At 65.7% G+C, this 3161-nt stretch carries 4 protein-coding genes; 1 reads left to right on the top strand and 3 read right to left on the bottom strand.

From position 1 onward, the window contains the following. From ABWP50_RS13350 to metX, 3 genes are all read right to left on the bottom strand, one after another. On the bottom strand, positions 1–326 hold a 326-nt coding region (locus tag ABWP50_RS13350; RefSeq protein WP_353218479.1), incomplete at its 3' end, for a DUF1905 domain-containing protein. A gap of 16 nt (positions 327–342) precedes the next feature. Beyond that, complete coding sequence (gene metW / locus ABWP50_RS13345) at positions 343–936, bottom strand: methionine biosynthesis protein MetW (protein ID WP_353218478.1); 594 nt, start codon at positions 934–936, stop codon at positions 343–345. After that, positions 933–2036 (bottom strand): homoserine O-acetyltransferase MetX, encoded by a 1104-nt coding sequence (metX, locus tag ABWP50_RS13340; protein ID WP_353218477.1) that lies wholly within the window; start codon positions 2034–2036, stop codon positions 933–935. Before metX ends, metW begins: the two co-directional genes overlap by 4 nt. 58 nt (positions 2037–2094) lie before the next feature. Between metX and hisC the strand changes: the two genes are divergently transcribed. Beyond that, positions 2095–3161: histidinol-phosphate transaminase (gene hisC / locus ABWP50_RS13335; protein WP_353218476.1), on the top strand; the 1067-nt coding region annotated here is incomplete at its 3' end.

Below are 3161 nucleotides of genomic sequence, written 5' to 3'. Positions count from 1 at the left end.
GCGGCCTTGATCGGCAGCAGATAGCCCTGCACCTCCTTGCTGGGGAACAACGACGTTTTCCACGTCGAAGCGCCCAGCGTCACCGTGACCGGCACCGAACCCCACGCTGCCGAACCCGCACCGCGCAACCCTGCTGCGACGCCGCCATCAATGGTGACGAAATGCCAGGACGAGCTGCTTTTGTCAGCGGCGCCAGCACCGTCCTTGCCGCGCCACAGCCACAGCGGCCCGCTGAACTGCCATGGTCCAGCGTTCTGCGCTTCAACGCCCAGTTCTTCGCGCAGGAAGCGGATCAGTTCGGGATCAAGGCCAGTCAGATCGTCCATCGCCGGCCATCATGCCTTATTTGGCGAGCACGAACACCCCGGTATCACCAAGCAGATTGGGCCACAGCGTCACCGGCTGGCCGCCGCGCAGCGCGGTGCGGCCTTGCACGGTCAGGCCCATCTGCTGCGCCAGCGCTTCAAAATCGCTGATCGTGCAGAAATGGATATTGGGCGTTTCATGCCAGCTTACGGGCAGGCTGCGCGTGACCGGCATGCGCCCCGAAATCGCCAGGCTCATGCGCACCCGCCAATGGCCGAAATTGGGAAAGCTCACCACCGCGCTGCGCCCGATGCGCACCAATTGCGCCAGCACCGCCGATGGCCGCTGCATCGCCTGCAAGGCGTTGGACAAGATCACCACATCGAACGCCCCGTCGGGATAATCGCCCAGATCGGTATCGGCATCGCCCTGCACCACCGCCAGCCCGCGCCCGACGGCGCTAGCCACATCGCCAGCGTCCAGCTCGATCCCGCGGCCCTCCACGCCCTTGGTATCGCGCAGCCAGGCCAGCAATTGCCCATCGCCGCAGCCGATATCGAGCACGCGGGCGCCCTGCGGCACCGCCGCTGCCACCGCCGCCAGATCGGGCCGCAACAGGATCGGCGTCATGCGGACAAAAATCCGCTGATCACCCGGTTCATCTCCGGCGCGTCCAGCAGGAAGGCATCATGGCCGAACGGGCTTTCCAGCTCCACGAACGACACCGGCGCGCCGGCGGCATTCAGCGCGCGCACGATGCGGCGGCTTTCGGTGGTGGGATACAGCCAATCGGAGGTGAAGCTGACCAGGCAGAAGCGGCAGCGCGCGGCGGCAAAGGCCCGCGCCAGATTGCCGTCGTGGGTATTGGCCAGATCGAAATAATCCATGGCGCGAGTGATGTAGAGATAGGAGTTGGCATCAAACCGCTCGACAAAGCTGAGGCCCTGGTGGCGCAGATAGGATTCCACCTGAAAATCCGCGTCAAACCCGAACGACACTGCCGCTCGGTCCTGCAGGCGGCGCCCGAATTTCTCGGTCAGGCCTTCCTCGGAGAGATAGGTGATGTGCGCCGCCATGCGCGCCACCGCCAGCCCGGCGGCGGGCGGCGCATCGGGGGCATAATCGCCGCCGGCCCACATCGGATCGGCCATGATCGCCTGCCGGCCGACTTCGTGGAAGGCGATATTCTGCGCCGAATGGCGGGCGGCGCTGGCAATCGCCACCACCTTGCCGACCCGGTCCGGATATTGCACCGCCCAGCTGAGCGCCTGCATGCCGCCCATCGATCCGCCGATCACTGCCGCCAGCCTTGCCACGCCCAGATGATCGAGCAGCCGCGCCTGCGCCGCCACCATGTCGGAAATGGTAATTACCGGAAAAGCCATAGCATAGGGCCGGCCACCCCGCGGATCGATGCTGGCCGGCCCGCTGCTGCCCATGCAGCCGCCCAGCACATTGGCGCAGATGATGAAATAATCTTCGGGGTCCACGGGCTTGTTTGCCCCGACCAGCCGCTGCCACCAGCCCGGCTTGCCCGTCATGGGATGGGTACTGGCGACATATTGATCGCCGGTGAGCGCGTGGCAGATCAATATGGCGTTGCTGGCATTGGCATTCAGGCGGCCATAGGTTTCATAGGCGATGGTGAGTTCGGGCAGCACGGCGCCGCCGGCCAGCGCGAAATCGCCGGGCAGGGTAACATGTTTATCAAGGCCAAAACGTGCATCCATGGATGGCGCGCCATACTGGCGCGGGGGTGACTGTGCCAGCAATATTCGCTAACCCGCGATGATGACGACCATCGCTGCCTCCCCAACCGCCCCGCAAATGAAGCCGTGGATTGCCGCCATGCACGCCTATGTGCCCGGCAAGGCCAATACCGGCGGCGCGCCTGTCGTTGCCAAGCTGTCGTCGAATGAAAATCCGTGGGGGCCGTCGCCGCTGGCGGTCGCGGCGATGCAGGATGTGGTGGCGCAGGGCCACCGCTATCCCGATCCGGCCAGCACGGCGCTGCGCGGCGCGCTGGGCGCCAAATTTGGCGTCGATCCCGCCCACATCATCTGCGGCACCGGCAGCGACGAGATTTTGCACATGATCGCCAGCGCCTTTGCCGGCCCGGGCGACGAGATCATCCACGTTCGCCACGGCTTTGCGGTCTATGACGGCGCCACGCGGCGGGTGGGGGCGACGCCGGTGGTGGTGGCCGATGTAGACTACACCGCCGATATTGATGCGGTTCTGGCGGCAGTCACGCCGGCAACCCGCATCATCTATCTGGCCAATCCCAACAATCCCACCGGCACGCTGCTGCCCGCTGGCGACATCCGCCGCCTGCACGCGGCGCTGCCGGCCGATGTGATCCTGGTGCTGGACTGCGCCTATGCCGAATTTGTCGAAGGCGATTATGAGGACGGCTTTGCGCTGGCACAAACGACGCCAAACCTGATCGTGACGCGCACATTTTCGAAAATCCACGGGCTGGCGGCGCAGCGCATCGGCTGGGCAGTGGCACCGCTGGCGATCATCGCCGCGCTGGACCGGGTGCGCGGGCCGTTCAACGTCACCAGCACCGGCCAGGCCGCCGCGCTCGCCAGCCTGGCCGATGACGCCCACATCGACATGGTGCGCCGCGAAACCATCCGCCTGCGCGATTTTCTGGCTGGGGAGATTGCCGCGCTCGGCAATGCCGGCCTGCGCGCCATCCCGTCCGACTGCAATTTCCTGCTGGTCGAATTCCCGTCCGATGGCCCGGTCACGGCGGCGGGATGCAACGACTATCTGCTCGGACGCGGCATCATCTGCCGTTATCTGGCGGTGCAGAACATGCCGCGCTGCCTGCGCATTTCGATCGGCAC

It is taken from the genome of Sandarakinorhabdus sp., from assembly GCF_040398645.1.
Lineage (GTDB): Bacteria > Pseudomonadota > Alphaproteobacteria > Sphingomonadales > Sphingomonadaceae > Sandarakinorhabdus.
Note: the sequence above shows the minus strand (reverse complement) of the source record. Positions and strands in the feature narration are given on the sequence as shown.